Genomic DNA, 21,098 nt, shown 5'->3' on the forward strand with positions numbered 1-21,098 from the left:
CTTAGTCCAGTCGCCTAGGCTGAATCAACCAAAGCCACAGTGTATACGCACTGTGGCTTTTATGTTTGGTACAGCCGATTTTCCTGGATGTATTGCCAGACCGCTGGCGGGATTTGGTCGCGCACGGCATTGTCAGCCTGACAAAGTTGCTCACGGGTGCGGGTGGAGGAAATATCTGGCGGTGCCTCGGTTAAAAAGCTGATTAGCCCATTTGCTTGCGCAGCAAATGCTTGTGGGGCCGTGGCGATATCTACCAGTTTACCTTTGTGCTCTGGAGGCAAGGTTAAGGATTGTTCTTTATCGGCCCGGTGTACCACCAGCAGGTGGCAGTAGTCCAGCAGCTCCAGCCAGCGGTGCCAGGTTGGCAACTTCTGGTAACTGTCCTGGCCCATCATCAGACATAAAGCCTGGTCAGGAAAACGGGTACGCAATAGGTGTAAGGTTTCTATGGTATACGAAGGGCCCTGGCGGTCCAGCTCGCAGGTATCCAGCACAAATTTTGGCTGGCTTTGTATTGCCAGCTTGACCATGGCTGTGCGGTGTTGCGCAGTGACGGCAGGCGTTTCTTTATGTGGTGGCACGGCGGCTGGAATCACACGGATTTGCGTGCAATGCAGGGTGTCTAGCACGGTTTGAGCCAGCACCAAATGCCCGTTGTGGATGGGGTTGAATGTCCCGCCAAAAATCCCTATGAGTTCCATCTTAATGATTCTTTCGGCGCATCGCAGTAATCATCAAATTGCATCAATTGTGCGTAAGCACTAGGCGCACGGAGCGCAGAAGCCGGACAACTAACACAGTGTTGCGGTGTAGGCTAACTCGCGTAGCGATGTTAAGCACAGCGGCCGTAACCAATGTACATGGTAGTACATGAGGATTTCGAGCACCGCGCAACAACGTGATGTGCCCAATTCATGCAATTTATGCTCGAACGTGGCCGTCACCTAGAACGACATATTTCAGTGACGTCAGCCCTTCCAGGCCAACAGGACCGCGTGCATGCAGTTTGTCGGTAGAAATACCGATTTCTGCACCAAAGCCGTATTCAAAGCCGTCGGCAAAGCGCGTGGAGGCGTTGACCATGACGCTGCTGGAATCCACTTCGCGCAGGAACTGGCGTGCCTTGGTATAGTTTTCGGTGACGATGGCTTCGGTGTGCTGGCTGGAGTATTTGTTGATGTGCTCAATCGCTTCATCCACGCCACTCACTACCTTGCACGAGATAATTGAATCAAGGTATTCGGTGTAATAGTCTTCCTCGGTCGCCGCTTTGGCTTGTGGCACGATGGCGCGGGTTTCATCACAGCCGCGGATTTCCACGCCTTTGCTCAGCAGCATCTCTGCCAGTTTAGGCAGGGCGGTTTTGGCAATGCTGCGGGCCACCAGCAGTGATTCTGCAGTGTTGCAGGTGCCCAGGCGCTGGGTTTTGGCATTCTCAAGAATGCGCACGGCTTTTTCCAGGTCTGCTTCGTCATCGACATACACATGGCAGTTGCCGTCCAGGTGCTTGATGACTGGAATACGGGCGTCGTTGCTAATGCGCTCGATCAGGCCTTTGCCACCGCGTGGCACGATCACATCCACATATTGTTTCATGGTGATGATTTCACCCACGGCGGCGCGGTCTGTGGTTTCTACCACGAGCACGGCGGCTTGTGGCAAGCCCGCCTGTTGCAGGCCCTGGTGCACGAGTTTGGCCAGCGCCTGGTTGCAGTGGATGGCTTCGGAGCCGCCACGCAAAATACAGGCGTTGCCGGATTTAATGCACAGGCCGGCGGCATCTACTGTCACGTTAGGACGGGCTTCGTAAATAATGCCGATCACGCCCAGTGGCACGCGCATCTGGCCGATCTGGATACCGGAAGGGCGGTATTTGAAATTGCCCATTTCGCCGATGGGGTCTGGCAGACTGGCGATTTGCTCCAGGCCTTCTGCCATGGTGGCGACAGATTTTTCGCTCAAGGCCAGGCGGTCGAGCATGGCAGACTCCATACCGTTGGCTTTGGCGGCGTTCATGTCTTGCTGGTTGGCCGCGAGCAGCGCTTTTTCGTGCTGGCGGATCAGGGCGGCAATATTGCGCAAGGCCTGGTTCTTGGTGTTGGTGTCGGCTTTTGCCATCAAACGGGAAGCGGCACGCGCCTGCTCACCCAGTTGTTTCATGTAGTGTTGAATGTCCATAACCATTATTCTATATTAAAACCTTAACGAGACCTTGCTGCCGCTGCCCTGGCAGATTTATTGGCTGCCATGCGCGCAATGCCGCTGCAAAGGCGGGAGAGCTCAAGCCAGGGGTCACCATCCCCTACGCCTTTTGCCATGCGGTCTATGTCTGACAATTTTTGCAAAGCAGCTTCGATATGTTTTTGCGGTAAAAATTCCAATGCGCGTTTCACCAGTATCTGGCGATCCCCAAATAACCGGGCCTGGCTCATGGCAGTTTGTGCGGCCTGGCCGTTTTGCATGGCGAGGCGTACCTGCAAGAGCGGGCGGAATAACCAGACCAGCGGATTCATGACGGCGACGGCGGTTTCACCTTCTTCACGCAGGCCTTCAATAATGCGCATGACGCGGCTCTGGTCGCCTTGCAGCATGGCTTCTCCCAGCTGCGAGACATCAAAGCGTGCCACATTGAGTACGCATAGCCTGATGGCGTCTTCGGACAAGGGGCCAGGCGGGTAGAGCAGGCCCAGCTTCTGGATTTCCTGGTGTGCGGCGAGCAAATTGCCTTCTACCTGTTCGGCAATAAAACGGCGTGAGGCTTCATCGGCCGTTTGTTGCTGCATGGCCAGGCGTTGCGCAATCCACTCCGGTAATTGCGCCAGTGGCACCTGGTTAAGCACCAGTAACACGCCATGCTGTGACAGCGCTTCATACCAGGCGCTGCTGGTCATGTCGCGGTCTGGCGCGGGCAGGGTGATGATAATGGTGGTATCGGCTGCGGGTTGCTCGGCTAGTTGCTGCAGGGCCTTAGCGCCTTCTACGCCGGGTTTGCCGGTGGGGATGTTGATTTCGAGGATACGTTGCTCGGCAAACAGCGAAAAGCTTTGCAGGAACTGGCTGACTTGTCGCCAATTAAAGTAGCGTTCTACCGTAAAGCTGGCGCGTTCCTGAGCGCCATGCTGGCGCGCCGCGGCGCGGATCTGGTCTAGGGCTTCGGTGATGGAGAGCGGCTCGTCACCCGCCAGCACAAACAAGTGTTGTCTCGGCGGCAGGTGTTGAGCCAGTTGCGCTACCTGGATGCGCATGTTTATTGTGGCGCTTTTTTCAGCGCAGACAGGCGACGCAGAATGCCATTGAGGACATCGGTTTGCATGCTGTCGGTCAGCAGCTTTTGTTCGGCTTGTTTAGCCAGCAAGTTGGCGTCGTTATAGGTATAGTCACGACGGCCTTCCATAATCAGTGGTAAGGTCCACACGGCTTCTTCAGTCATTTTGGTACGGTATTGCACGCGATAGTACAGTTCGTATTCCCGCACCACACCGGTACCGCTCAGAGACAGGATGCGCTGTTCGTTTTCTTCCTTAAGGAGGTCCAGTTGCAGTTCAGCATCTTGAGGATCGGCAACCACTTTGACGCCTTGCTCGGTCAGTGCAGTTTGGAGTGCCTTGTTGATCTGCGTTGTGCCTTTAATATGAATGGTTTTAAACGCAATCGGCGAAGGTTGGCGTAAATGGAAACCGCAAGCAGTAAGCATGACTGACAATGCCAGCATGCTCAACCAGACAGTCAGACTCTTATGCTTGAGTGTTAGCAGCAACGTTCGCTCCTTAGGTTAAGCCACCACAATATTAATCAGCTTGTTAGGCACCACAATGATTTTTTTCACACTGCCTTCATTGAGGAATTTCTGTACAAAGTCCTGGTTGACGGCGGTGGCTTCAATCTGTTCCTTGGCCATGCTCTTGGGAATGCTGATGCTGCCACGCAGTTTGCCGTTGACCTGCACCACGTATTCGACCTCATCTTGTACCAGTGCGGAGTTGGCAGGCTCTGGCCATTTGGCAGTCAGGATATCGGCACCCAATTTGAGACTTTGCCACATGACTTGCGTGATATGGGGCGCGATAGGTGACAGCACGCGTAGCAGGATGCTGTAACCTTCAAAGGCGACGGCTTGCCAGTCTTTTTCAGCTTCTTTCTGCACTTTTTCCAGCGTGTTGAGTATTTTCATACAGGCGGATGCGACCGTATTGAATTGCAGTTTTGCCAGGTCAACATTGGCTTGTTTGAGCACGCTGTGGATTTCACGCCTGTGATTGGCGAGTTCGCCAGTCAGCTTGGTTGGCAGGTCGGCTGGTTGGATGTCTGCCAAGGCGTAGCCAAAATTCCATACACGTTTCAGGAAGCGGTGTGAACCTTCCACGCCACTGTCTGACCATTCCAGGGTTTGCTCTGGCGGCGCAGCAAACATCATGAAGAAGCGCGCAGTATCTGCACCATATTGTTCGATCAGGGATTGCGGGTCTACGCCGTTACGCTTGGACTTGGACATGGTGCCTATGCCCTGGTAATCAATGGCTGAGCCATCGGCTACCAGCTTGGCACCCGTGATTTTGCCGTTTTCGTCTTGTACCAGTTGCACTTCTTCTGGGGCAAAGTATTCAATGCCGCCTTTGGCGGTACGGCGCGAGAAAATATGGTTGAGCACCATGCCTTGCGTCAGCAGGTTGGCAAACGGCTCGTCGTAATTGACCAGGCCAAGATCGCGCATGACCTTGCTCCAGAAGCGGGAGTAGAGCAGATGCAAAATGGCGTGTTCAATACCGCCAATATACTGGTCTACCGGCATCCAGTGGTTGGTTTGTGCATCGACCATGGCAGTGTCGCTAAAGCCTGAGGCATAACGTGCGTAGTACCAGCTGGAATCCACAAAGGTATCCATGGTATCGGTTTCGCGTTTGGCTGGTTGGCCGCATTTTGGGCAAGTGCAATTCAAAAAGTCTTCGCGCTTGTTGAGCGGGTTACCTGAGCCATCCGGCACACAGTCTTCCGGCAGTTTGACCGGTAACTGGTCGTCTGGCACGGGAACGTCACCACAGCTGTCACAGTGGATGATAGGGATAGGGCAGCCCCAGTAACGCTGACGGGAGACCCCCCAGTCGCGCAGACGCCAGTTGGTCTGCTTACCGCCCAGATTTTTCTCGGCCAGGTCAGCAGCCACGGCATCCACGGCTTCAGTGTAGCCCATGTCATTGTATTTGCCTGAGTGTATGCACACGCCTTTGGTTTTGTCGCCGTACCACTCTTGCCAGCTAGCGAGGTCAAACTCCTGGCCGACCACGCTAATCACTTGTTTGATCGGCAAGTTGTATTTCTTGGCAAAGCCAAAGTCACGCTCATCGTGTGCAGGCACGGCCATCACGGCACCTTCACCGTAAGTCATCAGCACATAGTTGCCCACCCAGACAGGCACCTGCTCACCTGTGATCGGATGCGTAACGGTCAGGCCAGTGTCCATGCCTTCTTTTTCCATGGTCGCCATGTCGGCTTCCATCACTGAGCCTTGTTTGCATTTTTCGATAAACGCTTGCAGCGCCGGGTTGTTTTGCGCCGCATGCGTGGCGAGTGGATGTTCTGCTGCCACAGCACAGAAAGTGACGCCCATGATGGTGTCGGCACGTGTGGTGAATACCCACAGTTTGCCGCCATCAATTAACTGGTTGTCACTGTTTTTGATATCGTGCGTAAAGGCAAAGCGCACACCAACGCTCTTGCCTATCCAGTTGGCCTGCATGGTTTTCACACGCTCTGGCCAACCTGGCAGTTTGTCGAGGTCATCCAGCAGTTGCTGGGCGTAGCCGGTGATGTTGAGATAGTAGCCGGGGATTTCACGTTTCTCGACCACGGCGCCCGTACGCCAGCCACGGCCATCAATCACCTGTTCGTTGGCGAGTACGGTCTGGTCAACCGGATCCCAGTTCACCACCTGGGTTTTTTTATAGGCAATGCCTTTTTCCAGCATGCGTAAAAACAGCCACTGGTTCCATTTGTAATAATCAGGCTGGCAGGTAGCCAGTTCACGGCTCCAGTCGATGGCAAACCCCAGCGATTTGAGCTGCTTGCGCATATAGGCAATATTGTCATATGTCCATTGCGCGGGCGGCACGCTGTTCTGGATAGCCGCATTTTCAGCAGGCAGGCCAAACGCATCCCAGCCCATGGGCTGCAATACATTAAAGCCTTTCATGTGGTGGTAGCGGCTTAACACGTCACCAATGGTGTAGTTGCGTACATGCCCCATATGCAGTTTTCCACTAGGGTAGGGGAACATGGACAGGCAATAGTATTTGGGTTTGTTGCTATCAGTCTTGGCCTGAAAGCTGAGATTGGACTCCCAATGTTGTTGTGCCTGTTGTTCGACTTCTTTGAATGGATACTGCTGTTGCATGTGCTTGGCTTGAACGTAACTAAATAGAAGTGTTGATTATACCCGAGAACGCATGGGCATGTTTTGAGTTAACCGCCACTCGGGGAAGGATTCACAAGATTGGTGGTTGATATGCTGCAATCGGCATAAATGTGGTTGATATCAACCCGCCATCAGCTAGCCTTTAGAACTGATTAATATATCAATAAATATAATTTGTTTTAATTAAAACAGTAAGATAAATATTGCTGCGATAGCTTTGGCACCAATGTTGCTGGTGATTGTTTTTGATAACAACAAGGACAGAAGAGGGTGTACGCATGAAAAAACAAAGCATATTGATGGCAACCGTATTGGCGTTTAATCCAGCCATGGAAGTGTTTGCCGAGGAAAAAGAGCGGCAGGATGCCACGCTTGATGTACCACCAGTGGTGGTAAAAGGCATTTTGCCAGATAGGTTAGAATCGGTGCCAGGTTCATACTATCTCGTTGATGAAAAAGTGTTAGAGGAACGTCGCCCGTTTTCTGTACAGGAAGCATTAAACAATGTCCCTGGTGTGAACGTAGTGGGGGAAAATACATTTGGGCTGGGTGTGAATATTGGTATTCGCGGCCTGAACCCAAGACGGACTGCCCGTACGTTGTTGATGGAAGATGGTATGCCTTTGTTTTTGGCACCCTATGGCGACCCTGCCGCGCATTACACCACACCACTTGAGCGTGTGCAGCGTATTGAGGTTGTTAAAGGATCTGGCCAGATTTTATACGGCCCGCAAACGGTAGGCGGTATGATCAATTTTGTGACGCGGCCAGTACCAACGGATGGTCAAGTACATGGCAATGTTCAAGCGACACTTGGTAATAATGACTTTACCAGTCTCTATGGCACGATTGGCGCTGGTGACGAGCGCGGTGGCCTGATGATTGATGCCTTGCATAAAAAAGGCGATGGTATTCGTGACAATCACGACTTTGAGATTCAGGAATACACCGCCAAGGGACAATTAAACCTCTCAGACAGGCATACGTTGATTGCCAAGGCTAGTTATTTCCGCGAGGATTCGCATGTCTCAGAAACTGGTTTGGGCCTAGTGGAATACAACGAGGACAAGTATCAGGCGCCTACTGGCAATAATGATGTGTTTGAGCATGAGCGCACTACTTTTCAATTGCAGCATCTGTTTCAGGTCAATGACCAAGTCAAGCTCAGTACACAAGCTTATTATGCAAAATCCGAGCGGGCATCCTTCCGCCAGATCAATGATCCGGGTGGTTTAGGTGGCCGCTCGGTGATGGACAGGTGTACAGGCCTGGGTGTGGCAACCGAGGCAAATGCTGAATTGTGTGGAGGCCGCTGGCGTCCTCGAGAATTTGAATACTGGGGCATAGAACCGCGCCTGGATGTGCAACATAGCTTGTTCGGTGTTGAAAGCAATGCCGTGATTGGTTTTCGTTATCATCGTGAGGATATCAAGCGTAACCAGTTTCGCGGTGCTGACCCCCGCATCCAGAATCAAGGATATGCAGAATCTTTTGGTGATCATCGCGAACAAATTCACAGCAATGTGGAAGCCAAGTCTTACTACGCACAAAACACGTTCTATATAGGGGATTGGACATTCACTCCTGGTTTACGTATTGAAGATTTGCGTATCAGAACCGATATCCTGCGTGCTGAAGGTGCTGTGCAGAATAATCCGGAGTCAAAAGATACCAATCATCAAAGTAAGGTGTTGCCAGGATTGGGGATTACCTGGAACGGTGTTGAAAAAACTACGCTGTTTGCTGGTGTGCACAAGGGATTTGCTCCACCACGTCCGGACCGTGATATTTTCGCTCCCGGTGGTGCCAACACAGCCACTGTAGTGAATACCAAACCTGAAGAAAGTACTAATTGGGAACTGGGAATGCGTTCGAATTACATCAAAGGAGTCTCCTTTGAGACCACATTGTTTCATACCGTATTTGACGATATTGTGGTGGCAGGTCCAACTTCCGGTTCGTTTATCAATGGCGGCAGGTCACAACAAAGTGGAGTAGAGGTGGGTGGCCGTATCAATTTAGGGCACATATACGATACAGTGCATAATTTCTACGTAGCAGGTTCTTATACCAATTTGTTCACTGCCAAGTTCAGGAAAACCAATGCAGCGGCGGATGTATTCAATGGTGACCGATTGCCTTATGCCCCCAAGCATCTGGCATCTCTCAGTTTTGGTTATGAACATCCGGTTGGATTTGATGCTCGCATAGGTATTGATTATGTGAGTGAGCAGCAAGAAGATTTGTCCTATCGCGAAGGCCGTTCGGAAGAAGACATATTGTCTGGACGCACTGGACGTATTCCTGCTTACACTTTGCTCAATGCGACTATGAATTACAGGCCTGTGGGTAGTCACCTGTCCTATTTCCTGAGTGCCTATAATCTGGCCGATAAGGAATACCTAGCCAGCCGTGTGGATGGCATGGTGGCAGGCCGCCAGCGTCAAGTATTTGGCGGCATACGGTACGACTTCTAGTACCGTTATCCCCGCGAATAAAAAAGCCCGCAATTGCGGGCTTTTTGTTTAATGCGATACGCGCTGTTACTTCAACGCCGCAAAAATTTCTTCTTTAATCGTATTCAGTTCGCCCAGGCCATTGACCTTGACATATTGCGGCGCACCGCTGACGCCTGACTTGGCCCAGTCTGAGTAGTAACCAATCAATTGCTCTGTCTGGTCGTGGTAAACCTGCAAACGTTTCAACACGACTTCTTCCTTATCATCGTCGCGTTGTACCAGGTCTTCACCGGTCACGTCGTCTTTACCTTCCACTTTAGGAGGATTGAATTTGACGTGGTAAGTGCGGCCTGAAGCCGGGTGACTGCGGCGGCCGCTCATGCGCTCAACGATGGCAGCATCCGGGACGTCGATTTCCACCACATAATCAATGGCGACACCAGCATTTTTCATGGCTTCTGCTTGCGGAATGGTACGTGGAAAGCCGTCAAACAGAAAACCATTGGCGCAGTCTGCATCCTTGATGCGCTCTTTCACCAGGCCGATAATGACTTCATCGGGCACCAGGCCGCCGGCATCCATAAATTTTTTGGCTTCCAGACCTAATTGGGTGCCTGCCTTGACTGCTGCGCGCAACATATCACCAGTGGAAATTTGCGGAATATTAAATTTTTCTTTGATAAAGGTGGCTTGTGTGCCTTTACCGGCACCGGGGGCGCCCAGCAGAATCAAACGCATAACATGCTCCAAAAATGGGTGTTGAATAGAAAAATAGGATTATATCAGGCTAAGCTTTAAATCAGGTAAAGCAGGCTTGCGAGGATTAGGCGTTTTCTGTCAGGTAGTTGCTGATGGCGACAAATTGAGCTACGCCAAGATTCTCGGCGCGTAACTGTGACTCTATATTCAAGGCGGCAAAGCCAGCGTCATCAAGCAGCCCTTTTAGCGTATTGCGCAAGGTTTTACGCCGTTGGCCAAATGCAGCCGTGACTACTTTGGCAAACAGGGCTTCATCTTTGGCCGGGTAGGGCAACTTGGCATAAGGCACGCAGCGTACAAAGGCTGACTCGACCTTGGGCGCCGGATCAAAGGCTTCGGGAGGTACGGTGACCAGATACTCCATTTGCAGGTGGTATTGCAGCATGACGGACAAACGCCCATATTCCGGGCTCGACGGTTCTGCCACCATGCGCTCCACCACTTCTTTTTGCAGCATAAAGTGCATGTCTATGATCTGCGCCGTGTTTTCCAGCAGTTTGAACAGGATGGGACTGGAAATGTTATAAGGTAAATTGCCAACGACGCGTATGCGATCCCCAAGGGTAGCGAAGTCAAACTTCAATACATCCGAATTGTGAATGGTGATTTTCTTGGGCGGGTAAAATCCTTGCATCCACTGGATAATGTCACGGTCAATTTCAACCACATGCAGATGATCCAGATGTTTAATCAAGGGCTGAGTCATCGCACCGAGGCCAGGCCCAATTTCCACCATCACGTCATCTGCTTGCGGGTGGATGGCATTAATCAGGCTTTGGATAATACCCTGGTCAATGAGGAAGTTCTGACCAAACTTTTTCTTGGCGATATGTTTCATGAATTCTTTGGATGGCGTGACTCTGACAAATCGATGGCAAGCTGGATGGCGCTGAGCATGCTGCCAATGTCAGCTTTGCCGCTACCGGCAATATCCAGGGCGGTGCCGTGATCGACGGATGTACGGATAATCGGTAGTCCTAGCGTGACATTGACGCCTTCGCCAAAGCTGGCATGTTTGAGGACGCTCAAGCCCTGGTCATGGTACATGGCCAGGAAGGCATCGGCTTGCGCCAGGTTCTTTTGCGAAAACATAGTGTCTGCAGGCAGGGCACCGATCAGTTGCATCCCTTCTGCACGCAGCTGGTCTAGCACCGGGTTAATCGTTTCAATTTCTTCTATGCCCAGATAGCCATTTTCCCCGGCATGCGGGTTGAGTCCTGCTACATAGATACGTGGTTGGGTGATACCGAATTTGTGCACCAGGTCGTGATGCAGGATACGTATGGTGGTGGTGAGTGCACTGGCGGTAATGGCCTGACTGACCTGTGTCAGTGGCAAATGCGTGGTTGCGAGCGCCACCCGCATACCTCCGCCAACCAGCATCATTACCACTTGTTCGGTATGGGTTTTTTCTGCCAGATATTCTGTGTGGCCAGTAAATGCGATCCCGGCATCGTTAATAATGCCTTTATGCACGGGGGCCGTGACCATGGCATCAAACTCGCCAGCCTGGCAGCCTGATAACGCGCGATCCAGCATGTTTAATACGGCAATACTGTTATTTTGATTGAGCGCACCTGCGACCACGGGGAGGGCTGTGGCCACTGGTAGCACTGTTAAATTACCGTCACCGGCATGCGGTATGAGGTTTTCTGAGTAAGGCGTTATTTTTACAGGTAAGCCCAACTGCGAAGCCCGGGCCTGCAAAGCTTGTGGATCTGCCAGGACCACCAGGGCCGCAGGCATGGCCGTGTGGGCGAGTTTAACGCAAATATCCAAGCCAACACCGGCGGGTTCGCCAGCAGTAATCGCAATGCGCGGTAAGTGGTTCATGCGTTAGAATTTGTCTTCTAACCGCAGCTCGACAAAGGCTTTGTCACGCAGTTCATGTATCCACTCGTTATAGGCTTCTTCAGCCTTGCGCGCACGGATTTCCTGGCGAGCCTTCAGGCGCTTGGACTCTTTGGACATGTCCTGTTTGCGGCGCTCCAGTACCTGGATCACATGCCAGCCGAATTGACTGCGGATAGGTGCGCTGACTTCATTAACAGCTAACTCAGCCATGGTTTTCTCGAATACAGGAACCGTGTCACCTGGGCTGATCCAGCCTAAATCGCCGCCATTAGAGGCGCTGCCGTCATCAGAATATTGGCGTGCCATATCCTGGAACGGTGTGCCGTGGTCTATACGCTCCTTGATGCCTTCAATTTTCTGCTTGGCCTCTTTGTCGGACAGCACTTCATTTGGCTTGAGCAGGATATGACGTACATGGGTTTGCTCGACAATCAGGGTGCTGGTGCCGGCGCGTCTCTCATTCAGTTTGAGGATATGCACCCCATTACCGCTACGGAACGGGCGTGAGACGCCACCGACTTGCAGCGTTTTGATCAGCTCAAGAAATTCTGGAGGCATTTGCTGGCCGCTACGCCAGCCCAGTGCGCCGCCATCCAGTGCATTGGGCGCATCTGAAAAGTTGGCAGATGCTTTTTCAAAACTCATGCCTTCAGACAAAGCCTTAATCACCTGTTCAGTGCGTGTCCTGGCTTTCTGGATATCCTCAGGAGAGCTGTCTTCAGGCAAGCGGATCAATATTTGCGAGATATTGAACTCATCCAGGTCGCCTTCTTTTTCTTGGGTGCTCAGGTAGTTGTCAATTTCGGCCTCAGAAATATTGACCTTGTTGTCCACGTCGCGCTCCCGCAGGCGTGCCAGGATAATATCATTGCGGATATCTTCACGGAATTTGTAAAACTTCATGCCATCCTCTTCCAGCGCTTTTTTAAAGGCTGGCATGGTCATATTGTTTTGTTCGGCAATCCGTTCTATGGTTTTGTCCAGTTGTGCGTCATCTACCTTGATACCTGTTTGTGCTGCCAGTTGCAGCTGCAGGCTATCCACAATCAGGCGCTCCAGAATCTGCTTCTGCAAGATATCGTCCGGTGGTACCTCCACGCCTTTCTTGATCATTTGTGCTTTTACCGATTCCATACGGCCCAGCAGTTCCCTTTCCGTAATGACGGATTGGTCAACGACCGCAATAATACGGTCCATCTTCTCAATAGGCGCTTTCTCTGCGGCCAATAACACGGTAGATGTTGCACTCAACGCAAACACAATGGTCGATAGCAGGAGGGTAAATAATCTTTTCATCATTGCGAGTTCTGGTCTCTGTAAATTGATGGTAAGTCATAAGTGCGCATATAACTTGGGATATTGCGCTTGATGACATTGAGGGGGTTGGCACCAATAGAAGTTAAACCGCCCAGTTCGAGTTGGAAGAACATGGCGGTGTTGGCATTCGCAGTGGCTGTCTGAACACGTTGCATGACAGCGCGGGCCTGCCAGCAACCAGCATCATATTCAAGACCACCCAGGAACTGGACGGCATTGGAATCTCGGATCGAGTAGTTCAGGCGGCCAATACCATACCATCCTGATCCTAACGGCCATTGGGCTGAAGTATCTAGCTGTTCAAGCGTATTTGCGGTGTAGCGATAGCCAAAAGTAAATGATTTGCCAGGCTCCGGGTTATAACGTAACAGAAAGTTATTACGTTCTGTATTGCTGCGTTCGGGGTCATACTGCCAAAATGTATCCAAATTGAGGCGACTGGATAAGCGAGCAGTAAATCCTGCAAGCAGATCAGAAGATTTTCGGGTGTTCACTGATGCATTCGGCAGAGTCACTCTCTGATCTTCAAAGTAAAAGCGCTGACCAATGGTTGCGGCTAAACGCTCAATCCCGGTTTCACTATCAATCAGACGACTGGTCAGCGCCATTGTCATCTGATTGGCATTGTTGATACGGTCATCGCCACTGAACTGGTTTTCATAGAAAATCGAGTTTTGGTTCAGCGTATTGAGTGAAGTATCAAAAATAGGGATTCTGCTTTGATCTTTGTATGGAATATACACGTAATAAGCCCTTGGCTCCATGGTCAGCGTATAGTTTTTATCAAGCAGATTGGCGTCTCGGTCAAAGTAAATACCTGAGTCGACACTCACGATAGGAAGTGTGCGGTTTATCTGATTGAATTCCTGGGAGTATCCCAGAGGGATATTATTGTTCAGACTGTATTGAGTACTCTGCACGCCAACTTTAGGTGTGACATATCCATATGAATTCTTCATCGGATAAGAGACTGAAGGATACACACTCAGGCGACTCCCCCCAGCAGCATTTAACATTTCGTCCATAGGCTGAAAGTTGACATATTGCGCGCCAGTCTGGGTTTTAAATCCTTTCCACTCATCGTTATATGTCAATGTCAGTTGAGGAAGTCTTTGATAAACAAAGGAAATATTGTCCAGGTTTTGATAACGTTGTATCGTACCGTTGAAAGTAAGATGCTCGCTGTTGTAGTTTGCAAACACACTTTGCGGCAAATTAACACGAGAAGTGACCTGAATTCGTGTTGCCATTTCAGAGAAGTAGGTGTCATCAGACACTTTTTCAAGATTGTAGCCGCCCGACCAATGCTCACTGAAGCGTTGCAGATGCGACAGTTTTGCGTAAAAGCGGGTTTGGCCCGTCATGTCATCTTTATCCAGATACTCGAAATTATTAATACCGGAATAGTTTTCATCCAGATAACGGAACTCGCCTTGCAATTGCAAGCCGCGCTTACTCAAGAAGCGAGTCGCGACTGTGGCGTCCATATCCGGGCGGATATTAATATAGTAAGGCGTCAGCAGTTCAAAACCACTTCTGGAAGTTGATCCCCACAATGGCGCCAGAAAACCGCTTTTCCGCTGGTTGTTATACGAGAAACTCATCCAGGGTGTGTACAAAATGGGGACACCTTTGAACTCCACATAGGCATTGGTAGCTTCCCCGGTACGCGTGTAGTCATTGAGTTCGAGATTGTTGGTCTTGATGTACCAGTCGTCCACATCGGCAGCGCAGGAGGTATAGCTGGCTTTTTTCAGCCGTTTGACGTTCTGCCCTTCAAACAGTACTTGTTTGGCTGTCGCGCGGATGTTGTCAAAGGCACTCGTTTTCTGCTGAGCGCTGTAAGACTGATTATCTTCCAGATATCGTTTGGGGTCGCTGATCAGGATGGCGTCATCATTCAATAGTGCGCTGCTATCCTGGTTGCTGGGCGGTGGCGGACTGCTTTTGAATTCAATCGAAACATCGCGCATTTCACCTATGCTTTCACTCATGCGCATACGCAACAAGGGACCGGTGATTTTGGTTTCCCCGGCGGTGATCGTGGCGTTGCCATCTACCTGTAGCTCATCGTTTTGCATGTCATAACGGATTTCATCCCCAGTGACTTGCTGACCGTCTTTACGAATGACCGCGTTACCGACGGCGCGCATTTGCCTGTCCATGCGCAATTGCAAACTGTCACCCTCAATTTCAATGGCACCAGGCAAGGTGGCATTTTCAGCGACCATGATGGGCGCTTGGCCAGCTTCATCATCCGCACGTGCCGAGCCTGACGAAAGCGTACTGATTGCGATCAGCGCAAAAATCAGACGGATGCCACGTTCCTGAGAGATAGATGAGTAAGCTTGCAAATTATTCAAAGAGTGATCGTTTCGGTCAGGCCTGCTCATCGCAGAGTGTTATGTGCACGCATGTCGGGCCGTGCGGCCGGATGCCCCATTCAATTGCGCTATATTATTCATTAAAACGCTTAAAAAGTCATTTTTCACTTAAAATAACAGCCGCATTTTAACAGCATTGCCCGAGAGCACGGGCTGATTCATCATTTGGGAACGTTTGTGGATAGAACACAGCAACTTCAACAATGGCTGGCACAGGTCGTGGACCAGCCCTTTACACTGACTACTGCTTCGGCAGATGCCAGTTTCAGGCGTTATTTTCGCGTGCATTTGCCCACCGGAACCCTGATTGCCATGGATGCGCCACCACCCCAGGAGGACTGTAGACCTTTTGTGCGCGTGGCTGAACAATTGCTTGCTGCTGGTCTCAATGTACCGAAGATTGTGGCGCAAGATATGACGCAAGGTTTCTTGTTACTGAGTGATCTGGGTAACGATACTTATTTGTCACAATTGAAGCGAGAGAATGCCAAGGCCTTGTATGGCGATGCTTGCCAGGCACTGATCAAGATGCAACTGGCCACGCAGCCAAATGCATTGCCTCCTTACGATAGTGCGTTACTAATGCGTGAGCTGCAGTTATTCCCTGAGTGGTATATAGCAAAACATTTGGGTAAAACGTTAACGGTTGAGCAACAGGCGGTGATGGATAAAACGTTTGCCTTGCTGATAGATAATATCTTGCATCAACCGCAAGTCACTGTGCACCGCGATTATCACTCGCGCAACCTCATGGTCACGTCGGAAAACAACCCCGGCATCCTGGATTTCCAAGATGCCGTGATTGGTGCGATCACCTATGACCTGGTGTCCTTATTTAAGGATGCCTATATCCGTTGGGATGAAGAAGACTTGATGGACTGGGTGGTGCGTTACTGGCAATCAGCAAAAAAAGCCGGTTTGCCTGTGAATGAAGATTTTGGTGAATTTTATAAAGACTTTGAGTGGATGGGCGTACAGCGGCACATCAAAGTGCTGGGTATTTTTGCCCGTTTATATCATCGTGATGGCAAGGATGGCTACCTGAAGGATATGCCACTCGTCATGCAGTATTTGCAGGCAGCGTGTGAGCGCTATGTAGAGTTGCGACCATTCCTTAAATTGCTGCTAACGCTGGAAAACGGAGCGTAAGTCGTGCGCGCAATGATTCTGGCGGCAGGACGAGGCGAGCGCATGCGGCCGTTGACCGACCATACGCCAAAACCTTTATTGCAGGTGGGTGGTAAACCTCTGATCGTCTGGCATATTGAGCGCCTGGCGCGCGCCGGATTCACCGAGCTGGTGATTAATCATGCGCATTTAGGGCAGCAGATTGAAACTGCTCTGGGTCACGGTGAACAGGGGGGAATACATATCCGCTACAGTGCCGAACAAGTCGCGCTGGAAACCGCGGGTGGTATCGCAAACGCCTTGCCATTGCTAGGTGACCAGCCTTTTGTGGTCGTGAACGGTGATGTATTTACCGATATTGATTACGCCAGCCTGGCGCTGCCGGCCGGCAAATTAGCGCATCTGGTCATGGTGGATAACCCACCGCAGCATGCCGCTGGGGATTTCGGCCTGAAAGATGGCCTGGTGTTCGAGTCGGCTGACGATCGACTGACCTTTTCAGGTGTGGGCGTTTACCATCCGTCGCTGTTTGAGTCTGTGGAACGCGGCCAGGCAGCCAAACTGGCACCATTATTAAAAGCAGCCATGCAACAACAACGGGTGACTGGACAACATCACCATGGTTTGTGGCATGATATCGGCACGCCAGAACGTTTGGAACAACTGGATGATTGGCTCAATAACAATCAGGGGGAATAATGAAGCCACCTTATGAACACCACACCGATAAAATAGCGCACCAGGCGTTGATGTGGATAGAACGATTAGGGCTGGGCCTGGTGACCATTGCCACTTTCTTCTCACTGGCACATGAGCTGGCGCGTATGTGGCATGCTGGCATGGTCGGGCTGGGCGATCTGTTGCAGCTGTTTTTGTATCTGGAAGTTTTTTCCATGATCAACAGCTACTTTGGCACCGGTAAATTGCCCATGCGCTACCCGATTTATATCGCGATGGTGGCGCTGGCGCGTTACTTATTGCTGGACATGAAAGAAATGACCGAAACTCATATGCTGGCGGTATCTGCGGCCATCCTCATATTGGCAATTTCGGTATTGGTCATGCGTTTTGGTCATTCACAGTATCCCTATGAGGATATTCCCGAGCAGAAACGCGATTTGCTATAGGAACTTTTGCGCTATGGCTAAGAATGGCGCAGGTCAGGTCAGGCGGTCGCAAAGTCCTGCGTGAGCAAGGTCACTTTGTTGCGCCCATGCGCTTTTGATGTGTAAAGTGCCTGGTCCGCCCTTGCGATAAAACTGTGACTGGTCTCACCAGGCTGGTAAGTGGTCACTCCAAGAGAAATAGTGATGTTTGAGATCAAACGTTGCGTCACACTATTCTTTATACTGATTGCAGCGACCTGGCGTCGGATATTTTCGGCAATCTCTTTAGCTGCTTCGATTGTCGTATGAGGTAACAATAACACGAACTCTTCACCGCCATAGCGGGCTGCAGTATTAAAATCTCCACTTATCTTTTTAAGCACATTTGCTACTGCCTGTATGACTTTATCGCCGAATAAATGCCCGTAGCTGTCATTCACTTTTTTAAAAAAGTCGATGTCTGCTATGACGAGACAAACATCCTCTTGTGGCTGGTTCTCCAGGCATTCTTTAAGCGTGACATCAAAGCCTTTACGGTTCATCAGACCGGTCAGTCCATCTGAAATGGCTTCCTGTTTTGCCTTGATAATTTCATGTTTTAACTCGTCAATCTCATGCAAGCTCGACTCCAGCTTCTGTTGCAACTGATGCATTGAACTTTGCATATGGACAGTTTCTGAAACAAGGGATCCCAGTTGCGCTCCCAGTCTTGCATCCAGTTGCTGAATCTCCTCGGACCAGGCGTTTAAGGCTTTGCTGAACTGGGTACTGTCCTGTCCCGCTTTTGCGGTTGAGGTGCTAATATCTGTCACAACCTGATTGAAGCGTTCTACCAGTACTTTAGCGCTATCGGGGTCGATACTTGCGATATGCTTGTTAAACACATCAGTCGTGCTTTTCTCGTTGAGTTTCTTTTCCTTCTCGATGAGCGTATTCACTTCTTCAATCAGTCGCTGATGCTCACCGGACGAGTACTCATACCAGACAGCATAACTGACTGGATGAAAGGCGGCATCTTGCATCGACATGTGATGAATGGCTTGTCTGAGATATTCTGCACTTTTTTCTTTACTGATTTCGTATTGCATAATAGTCTTCCGCTATATTAATTCAGTTCAAGGTAGCTTGTTTCACTAGGCGTATTCTTGCTTACCTGTCAGCTTTAACGGCCAATGAAGTATTTTTTTTAGGGCAAATGGTAAAAATAGTTATCGCGGTAATATAGTTCCAGCGCTGGATTAACGGATTTGCCTGCCAACTCAATGCAAAAAAACGATTTGATACAACTGGTCACCACAGCGATGCCTTATGGCAAATACAAGGGAAAACTGATTGCAGACCTCCCAGGCCATTATCTTCACTGGTTCGCCCGTGAAGGGTTCCCGCCAGGAGAGTTGGGTCGGTTGTTGTATTTGATGTCCGAAATTGACCATAACGGTTTGTCGTCACTGTTAACCCCCTTGCGCACCGAGGCCGGCAAGCCGCATGATTAATCGTTGCTGGAGGATATTTCTATGTTTTCTGGCAATCTCCTCTGTGGGGGCAGAGGAGGTCTGGCAATCTTCCGCTTATCTGCAGCAGGCATTCTTCGAAGTGGCGTTACACAACGAGTACACTGATCTTGAGCAGCCGGTACGTAAATGGCAGCAACCCATCAGAGTCTGGTTAGAACATCATGCAGACCAGGCCCAGGCTGAGCAGCACGCCCTGCTGACAAAGTATCATATGCAGCATTTGTCCAGAATCACGGGCCACCCGATTGTTTTTGTCACTTCCCGCCAGCAGGCCAATTTTGTTGTAGTGTTCTCCCATTTACAGCTTTGGCGAAATGACATCGCTTTGGTCAGCGGCAATTTATTCATCAAGCCACCTGCTGACGCCGCCTGTGTGTTTGGCTTGGATCTTGATGACAAAAAAGCGATTAAAAAAGCCTGGGTTGTGATCCCTGTTGATCTGGCGCAAGAGCATCGCCAACTCCTGTCTTGCATTGTGGAGGAAACCACGCAGGCCATGGGTTTGCCAAACGACTCAGAAAAAGTCTTCCCCTCCATTTTTAATGACAAAACGCCAGAGTCATTGCTGACTGGCCTGGATGCATTGCTGCTGAAAATGCTTTATGCGCCAGCTGTCAAGCCGGGCATGCGTGCTCACCAGGTACGGCCCGTGCTCGATAAGCTGCTCAAACAGTGGCAAAATGATGGCACTATCCAGGATGCCGAGAGGAATGTCAGGCAGTCAGAGTTATATGAAATGATGGGGTTCTGACCGGCGTTGCAGGGTGGAACCATTCCAGCAATTGCACACCAAATACGCTACAATGCCCAACCGCTTTACCAGATTGATTGCCAAGGATTTGCTTTGAGTACCTCCATGCAAGAATTTTCACGTCGCCGCCAGCATCTGATGGACAGCATGCAGGCCGGGATTGCCGTGATTCCTACTGCGCCAGAAGTGACGCGTAACCGCGACAGTCATTATCCCTACCGTTTTGACAGCTACTTTTACTACCTGACTGGGTTTAAAGAGCCGGAAGCCGTGCTGGTTCTGATTGCAGGTGCGCAACCAAGAAGTATTCTGTTTTGCCGCGACAAAGACATCGAAAGTGAAATCTGGGATGGTTTTCGTTATGGTCCAGAGGCGGCAAAAAAAGAATTTGGTTTTGATGAAGCTTTTTCCATCACGCAACTGGATGAAGAGTTGCCCAAGTTGATGGCAAACCAGCCCGAACTGTTTTTTAGCCTGGGTGCAGACGCTGGCTGGGATGCCAAAATCAGTGGCTGGTTGAATGCCGTCAAGGCGCAAGCCCGCACTGGCGTGCAGGCGCCAGGTAAACTGGTTGATGTGCGTCAAGCACTGGATGCCATGCGTCTGCTTAAATCTCCTTATGAAGTCGACCTCATGCGTCGTTCAGCCAGTATTGCCGCCAGTGCCCATAACCGCGCTATGCAGGCAGTCCAGCCGGGTAAGTGGGAATATGAAATCGAAGCCGAATTTTTGCACGAATTCTACCGGCAAGGTGCACAGGCACCGGCTTATACGAGTATTGTGGCAGGCGGGGCTAATGCTTGTACTTTGCATTACAACGCGAATAATGCTGAGCTGAAAGCAGGTGATCTGTTACTGATTGATGCTGGTTGTGAGCTGGATGGCTATGCTTCCGACATTACCCGTAGTTTTCCTGTCAGTGGCCGCTTCAGTGGTCCGCAAAAGGATTTATATGAACTCGTGCTCGCAGCCCAGGCTGCTGCGATTGCCAGTGTCAGTCCACAGCATCACTGGAATGCGCCGCATGAGGCTGCGCTGGATGTCCTGGTTGATGGATTTATTCATTATGGCTTATGCCAGGGCAGCCGGGAGGCCGTGCTTGAAAGCGGCAGCTACCGTCAGTTTTATATGCATCGCACCGGGCACTGGCTCGGCCTGGATGTACATGATGCTGGCGAATACAAAACCCCTGCTGGTGATTGGGTCATGCTGCAGCCAGGCAATATGTTGACGGTAGAGCCAGGATGCTATGTGCGGCCCGCAGAGAGTGTGCCTGAGCATTTCTGGAATATTGGCATCCGTATTGAAGATGATGTGCTGGTGACAGCTACTGGGCATGAAGTGATCACTTCTGCCGCCATAAAAACGGTGGCTGAGATTGAGGCATTCATGCGGCAACAATAAAGTCGATTGTTTA

General features: G+C 50.6%; 18 protein-coding genes. 7 read left to right on the plus strand and 11 right to left on the minus strand.

Annotation, left to right across the window (positions count from 1 at the left end):
* Positions 1-59 precede the first annotated feature (59 nt).
* The 5 genes from nadD to leuS all read right to left on the minus strand — a co-directional run bounded on the left by nadD (position 60) and on the right by leuS (position 6,388).
* Positions 60-701, minus strand: coding sequence for a nicotinate-nucleotide adenylyltransferase (gene nadD, locus F463_RS0107460; protein WP_018986445.1), 642 nt, complete (start codon positions 699-701; stop codon positions 60-62).
* A gap of 220 nt (positions 702-921) precedes the next feature.
* Positions 922-2,178 carry a glutamate-5-semialdehyde dehydrogenase gene (locus F463_RS0107465; RefSeq protein ID WP_018986446.1) on the minus strand — a complete coding sequence of 419 codons (1,257 nt, stop codon included), beginning with the start codon at positions 2,176-2,178 and terminating at the stop codon, positions 922-924.
* 23 nt (positions 2,179-2,201) lie between these two features.
* Positions 2,202-3,245: a DNA polymerase III subunit delta gene (holA, locus tag F463_RS0107470; RefSeq protein WP_018986447.1), complete on the minus strand. Its 1,044-nt coding sequence runs from the start codon at positions 3,243-3,245 to the stop codon at positions 2,202-2,204.
* A gap of 2 nt (positions 3,246-3,247) precedes the next feature.
* Positions 3,248-3,757, minus strand: coding sequence for an LPS-assembly lipoprotein LptE (locus F463_RS0107475; protein WP_018986448.1), 510 nt, complete (start codon positions 3,755-3,757; stop codon positions 3,248-3,250).
* A 15-nt stretch (positions 3,758-3,772) separates the two neighbouring features.
* Entirely contained in the window at positions 3,773-6,388 is a 2,616-nt protein-coding gene (gene leuS, locus F463_RS0107480) for a leucine--tRNA ligase (protein WP_018986449.1), read from the minus strand.
* A gap of 299 nt (positions 6,389-6,687) precedes the next feature.
* Between leuS and F463_RS0107485 the strand changes: the two genes are divergently transcribed.
* Positions 6,688-8,886, plus strand: a complete 2,199-nt coding sequence (locus tag F463_RS0107485) for a TonB-dependent receptor family protein (RefSeq protein ID WP_018986450.1) — start codon at positions 6,688-6,690, stop codon at positions 8,884-8,886.
* Positions 8,887-8,952: 66 nt separating this feature from the next.
* Here the strand turns inward: F463_RS0107485 and adk are convergent, their stop codons facing one another.
* The 5 genes from adk to F463_RS0107510 all read right to left on the minus strand — a co-directional run bounded on the left by adk (position 8,953) and on the right by F463_RS0107510 (position 15,161).
* A complete protein-coding gene (adk, locus tag F463_RS0107490; protein WP_018986451.1) occupies positions 8,953-9,606 on the minus strand; it encodes an adenylate kinase in 654 nt (217 codons plus the stop codon).
* A gap of 85 nt (positions 9,607-9,691) precedes the next feature.
* Entirely contained in the window at positions 9,692-10,465 is a 774-nt protein-coding gene (gene rsmA / locus F463_RS0107495; protein ID WP_018986452.1) for a 16S rRNA (adenine(1518)-N(6)/adenine(1519)-N(6))-dimethyltransferase RsmA, read from the minus strand.
* Positions 10,462-11,460 (minus strand): 4-hydroxythreonine-4-phosphate dehydrogenase PdxA, encoded by a 999-nt coding sequence (gene pdxA / locus F463_RS0107500; RefSeq protein ID WP_018986453.1) that lies wholly within the window; start codon positions 11,458-11,460, stop codon positions 10,462-10,464. The genes rsmA and pdxA overlap by 4 nt, the downstream gene beginning before the upstream one ends.
* A 3-nt stretch (positions 11,461-11,463) precedes the next feature.
* On the minus strand, positions 11,464-12,780 hold the full coding sequence (locus F463_RS0107505; RefSeq protein WP_018986454.1) for a peptidylprolyl isomerase: 1,317 nt from the start codon (positions 12,778-12,780) through the stop codon (positions 11,464-11,466).
* Positions 12,777-15,161, minus strand: coding sequence for an LPS-assembly protein LptD (locus tag F463_RS0107510; protein WP_026295418.1), 2,385 nt, complete (start codon positions 15,159-15,161; stop codon positions 12,777-12,779). Before F463_RS0107510 ends, F463_RS0107505 begins: the two co-directional genes overlap by 4 nt.
* A 198-nt stretch (positions 15,162-15,359) precedes the next feature.
* Here F463_RS0107510 and F463_RS0107515 point away from each other — a divergent pair, with 198 nt between their 5' ends.
* The 3 genes from F463_RS0107515 to F463_RS0107525 are packed head-to-tail and all read left to right on the plus strand — an operon-like array spanning position 15,360 to position 17,437.
* Positions 15,360-16,331: an aminoglycoside phosphotransferase family protein gene (locus F463_RS0107515; protein WP_018986456.1), complete on the plus strand. Its 972-nt coding sequence runs from the start codon at positions 15,360-15,362 to the stop codon at positions 16,329-16,331.
* A 3-nt stretch (positions 16,332-16,334) separates the two neighbouring features.
* Positions 16,335-17,009: an N-acetylmuramate alpha-1-phosphate uridylyltransferase MurU gene (murU, locus tag F463_RS0107520; RefSeq protein WP_026295419.1), complete on the plus strand. Its 675-nt coding sequence runs from the start codon at positions 16,335-16,337 to the stop codon at positions 17,007-17,009.
* Positions 17,009-17,437: a phosphate-starvation-inducible protein PsiE gene (locus F463_RS0107525; RefSeq protein WP_018986458.1), complete on the plus strand. Its 429-nt coding sequence runs from the start codon at positions 17,009-17,011 to the stop codon at positions 17,435-17,437. The genes murU and F463_RS0107525 overlap by 1 nt, the downstream gene beginning before the upstream one ends.
* 38 nt (positions 17,438-17,475) lie before the next feature.
* On the opposite strand, the gene F463_RS0107530 is transcribed toward F463_RS0107525, so the two are convergent.
* Positions 17,476-18,504 (minus strand): GGDEF domain-containing protein, encoded by a 1,029-nt coding sequence (locus F463_RS0107530; protein WP_018986459.1) that lies wholly within the window; start codon positions 18,502-18,504, stop codon positions 17,476-17,478.
* Positions 18,505-18,678: 174 nt separating this feature from the next.
* On the opposite strand from F463_RS0107530, the gene F463_RS0107535 reads away from it, so the two are divergent.
* From F463_RS0107535 to F463_RS0107545, 3 genes are all read left to right on the plus strand, one after another.
* Positions 18,679-18,909 carry a DUF3820 family protein gene (locus F463_RS0107535; protein WP_018986460.1) on the plus strand — a complete coding sequence of 77 codons (231 nt, stop codon included), beginning with the start codon at positions 18,679-18,681 and terminating at the stop codon, positions 18,907-18,909.
* Between the two features lie 43 nt (positions 18,910-18,952).
* Positions 18,953-19,681 carry a DUF2927 domain-containing protein gene (locus F463_RS0107540; protein WP_018986461.1) on the plus strand — a complete coding sequence of 243 codons (729 nt, stop codon included), beginning with the start codon at positions 18,953-18,955 and terminating at the stop codon, positions 19,679-19,681.
* Between the two features lie 105 nt (positions 19,682-19,786).
* Positions 19,787-21,085 (plus strand): aminopeptidase P N-terminal domain-containing protein, encoded by a 1,299-nt coding sequence (locus tag F463_RS0107545; RefSeq protein WP_026295422.1) that lies wholly within the window; start codon positions 19,787-19,789, stop codon positions 21,083-21,085.
* Positions 21,086-21,098 lie beyond the last annotated feature (13 nt).

The organism is Methylophilus methylotrophus DSM 46235 = ATCC 53528 (assembly GCF_000378225.1).
Taxonomy (GTDB): Bacteria; Pseudomonadota; Gammaproteobacteria; order Burkholderiales; family Methylophilaceae; genus Methylophilus; species Methylophilus methylotrophus.